This is a genomic window from Mesorhizobium dulcispinae (genome assembly GCF_033977345.1).
Taxonomy (GTDB): Bacteria; Pseudomonadota; Alphaproteobacteria; order Rhizobiales; family Rhizobiaceae; genus Mesorhizobium; species Mesorhizobium dulcispinae.
The window spans coordinates 1-586 of sequence record NZ_JAVIIY010000077.1 but is presented as its reverse complement, the minus strand read 5'-3'; the positions used below and the strand labels follow the sequence as shown (position 1 = coordinate 586).

The window sequence follows — 586 nt, the reverse complement described above, 5'->3', positions numbered from 1 at the left end:
TCGGTCGGTATATCGCTTTTTGACCAGCAGAGGCCGACATCAGCCCCGCAGTCGGTTTTGCAGTGCCTGCCGATCAACGGCAAGATAGTCGAGGTGCAGCCTGGCTGGCTGCCGCCTTTGCCCCAGTCGTCCGACCAGCGCCCTCGTGCCGTCAAGCACAAAGACGCCGCAATCGTAGCCGTTCTGCTGCTGGGTGATACGGGTGGGCACCAGGTGGGCTCCCAGCCGTCGTGCGAGCTGTGCCGCGGGCTGGTCGTTGAGCCGCCCGGCGGAGTCGTAATGATAGGCAACCGGCCTTTCCCGCTCGCGTCGATCAACCATAAGCAGCGACCAGTGGCTGCCGCGGCGTTCGGGATCGGTAGCGCTGGCATCGTTGACAGGCAGGAACATGAAGTCGGCAATGTCGTTGCCATTGCGATCATAGACGATGCGCTGGAAAGCCCTGAGCGCGGCATTGTCGGAGCCCAGGCGCAGATGGTAGTGGGCTATCAGCGGGTCGACGAGCCGCGTTCGGGCGGCGAGATCTGGATTTTCCCTCTGCAGCTCCTGCGCCAGAAGTTCGTAATCTCTCTGGATATGCTCATCG

General features: G+C 62.5%; 1 protein-coding gene. It reads right to left on the bottom strand.

Features of this window, described 5'->3' with window-relative positions:
- Nucleotides 1-39: 39 nt before the first annotated feature.
- Nucleotides 40-586, bottom strand: a 547-nt coding sequence (locus tag RFN30_RS32320) for a Ulp1 family isopeptidase (protein ID WP_320265984.1), incomplete at its 5' end; no start/stop codon positions are given.